Source organism: Nostocoides australiense Ben110 (assembly GCF_001050535.1).
Taxonomy (GTDB): domain Bacteria; phylum Actinomycetota; class Actinomycetes; order Actinomycetales; family Dermatophilaceae; genus Nostocoides_A; species Nostocoides_A australiense.
In genome coordinates this window covers 3,156,594-3,159,223 of sequence record NZ_HG764815.1, presented here as the reverse complement: position 1 = coordinate 3,159,223, position 2,630 = coordinate 3,156,594, and the positions used below count along the sequence as shown (strand labels likewise).

Below are 2,630 nucleotides of genomic sequence, written 5' to 3'. Positions count from 1 at the left end.
GGCGGCGGCGGTGGCCGAGGCCGCCGGGCGACTGCGGCTGCGCCTGGGCAGGGACGAGCTGCGCGACGCGGCGGCCGAGATCGAGTGGGCGAAGGTGGGCATGCACACCGCCGATTCGTATGCTGCGGCCGCCACGCGTGCCCGCCGCACGGCCCCGGGCATGGACCTGACGGCGATGGCGCGGCTGCTGGCGGCCTACGAGGAGGTCAAGGGCGAGCGGGGGGTCATCGACTTCGAGGACGTCCTGCTCGTCACCTTGGGGATGCTGCGCAGCGAGCCGCGGATGGCTGCTGCCGTGCGCGACCAGTATCGCCACTTCGTCGTCGACGAATACCAGGACGTCAACGCCCTCCAGCAGACGCTGCTCCTCGCCTGGCTGGGGGAGCGGCACGAGGTGTGCGTCGTCGGCGATCCCGCCCAGACCATCTACTCCTTCACCGGCGCCAGCGCCGATCACCTGCGCGACTTCACCCGAGTCCACCCGGGTGCGGCGAGCGTCGAGCTGGTCCGCAACTACCGCTCCACCCCCCAGGTCGTCACGCTCGCCAATGGGCTGGCGCGCGGGCCGAGCGGGTCCCGGCGGTGGGGCGGGGTCGAGTTGCTCGCGCAACGCGACGCGGGACCGGGGCCGGTGCTCACGGCATACGACGATGACGCGGGCGAGGCCGCAGGCGTCGCGACGGTGATCGAGCGCGCCATCGCTGCAGGCACGCCCCCGCGGGAGATAGCCATCCTCTTCCGCACCAACGGGCAGAGCGAAGCGTTCGAAACCGCGTTGGCGGAGAAGGCGATTCCCTATCTGATCCGCGGCGGTGAGCGCTTCTTCCAGCGGCGTGAGGTGCGTGAGGCCACGGTGCTCCTGCGGGGTGGGGTGCGCAGCGACGACTCCTCCGTCGAGTTGCCCGAGCTCGTGCGCTCGATCCTCACCGGCGCCGGCTGGGGGCCGGTGGCGCCGGTCAGCGGGGGTGCGGCGCGGGAGCGCTGGGAGTCGCTCGAGGCGCTCGCGGTGCTCGCCGACCAGTTCGTCGCGGGTATGCCGGCCGCTCGCCTCGCCGACTTCGTGCGCGAGCTCGACGAGCGGGCCGCGGCGCAGCACGCGCCGTCCGTCGAGGGGGTCACGCTCGCGTCGTTGCACGCCGCCAAGGGGTTGGAATGGGATCTCGTTGTCCTGGCGGGGGTTTCGGACGGGCTGATGCCGATCGTCATGGCCGAGACCAATGCCGAGATCGACGAGGAGCGCCGGCTGCTGTATGTCGGTGTGACCCGGGCCCGGCGCGAGTTGCACCTGACCTGGGCGCGAGCCAAGGTCGCCGGGGGGCGGGGCAATCGTCGGCCCTCGCGGTTCCTCGGCGGCCTGCTCGAGGGGGCGTCGGCGCCGGGAGCGGACGGGCCGCCGGCCCGCAAGCGCACCAAAGAGCGCAAGCTCGCGACCTGTCGCACGTGCGGGACCGTCCTGGAGTCCGCGGCCGAACGGACCACCGGGCGCTGCGCGACCTGCCCGGCGACCTATGACGAGGCGACGTTCGAGGCGCTCCGGACGTGGCGGAGTCTGGTGGCCAAGGCAGCCAAGTGGCCGGCGTATGTCATTTTCACGGACGCGACATTGACGGCAATCGCCGAGGCGTCGCCCGAGGACGAAGCGTCGTTGGCGCGGATTTCCGGTGTGGGACAACGCAAATTGGCACTCTACGGCGATGCGGTGCTGGCAGTCCTCGGGGGCGGCGACCCGGCTCAGGCGGCTGCCGAGATCAAGAAATGAGCAACGACTCGATAATTCGGATGACAGCCACCCCTAGGTGCGTCTACCCTCATTGAGGACGCCACCCGGCGCTCACCCTTGGCTCACGACCTGATCGAAGGAGGCAACCGTAATGAGCAACAGCATGATCCCCACCTGGACCCCGCTGTCGATGACGGCTGCCTGCGCGCAGGTCGGTGTCGTCGTCCGGGGTCGCGGTCACGTCTGCGTGAGCTCTGTCGATCTCGCCCGCTCCCTCGACCAGACCGCATACGCCACCAAGACCACCTTCGCCACCAAGACCACCGGATCTCCGCCTGGAGTCGCCCCGTGACAACACGTCACAGGCCCTGACCTCCAGGCCGCGGATCCGATACAGGATCCGCGGCCTTCGTCATTCCTGGGCATTCCCAGACGACGGGCCTTCCGACACAACTGAATCCGGGACGCAGATGCCAACCACCGCCCTGCCCGACCAGACCTGTCACACGCAGGACCGCGCCGGACCCGGCGCACCACACCACCGCCATACCCGGCGGCCGACCAAGGAGGTGACCCACCCCATGCAGCTCACAGCGCTGCTGGACTTCGGCTCCACGGCCACTCTCACCGAGGGGGAGATCCCGTGCCAGTCCAACGACCCCGAACTGTGGTTCGCGGACACCCCGGAGGGCGTCGAGTTCGCCAAGGCGCTCTGCGTCAGCTGCCCGATGATCGAGGCGTGCCTGGACGGCGCCCTCTCCCGGCGCGAAGCCGCCGGCGTCTGGGGTGGTCAGTACTTCGTGGATGGTGTCGTCGTCGCCCGCAAGCGGCCCCGCGGCCGTCCCCGCAAGGACTCCTACGCCGCCTGACCGGCGCGCCTTGTACGTAACCTCTGCTAGCAGAGGCTAGT

The 2,630-nt window shown here is 70.3% G+C and carries 3 protein-coding genes; all 3 read left to right on the top strand.

The window, feature by feature from the left end; all coding sequences use genetic code 11:
- Positions 1-1,759, top strand: a 1,759-nt coding sequence (locus BN11_RS15295; RefSeq protein ID WP_048699111.1) for an ATP-dependent DNA helicase UvrD2, incomplete at its 5' end; no start/stop codon positions are given.
- A 112-nt stretch (positions 1,760-1,871) separates the two neighbouring features.
- The gene (locus tag BN11_RS15290) at positions 1,872-2,072 is read left to right on the top strand and encodes a hypothetical protein (protein WP_048699109.1); all 201 of its coding nucleotides are present in this window, start codon (positions 1,872-1,874) and stop codon (positions 2,070-2,072) included.
- Positions 2,073-2,190: 118 nt separating this feature from the next.
- On the top strand, positions 2,191-2,589 hold the full coding sequence (locus BN11_RS15285) for a WhiB family transcriptional regulator (protein WP_327152875.1): 399 nt from the start codon (positions 2,191-2,193) through the stop codon (positions 2,587-2,589).
- Positions 2,590-2,630 lie beyond the last annotated feature (41 nt).

Coding starts and splice junctions, on each gene's coding strand:
- BN11_RS15290 (WP_048699109.1), top strand. CDS start 1,872: ATGAGCAACAGCATGATCCCCACCTGGACCCCGCTGTCGATGACGGCT.
- BN11_RS15285 (WP_327152875.1), top strand. CDS start 2,191: ATGCCAACCACCGCCCTGCCCGACCAGACCTGTCACACGCAGGACCGC.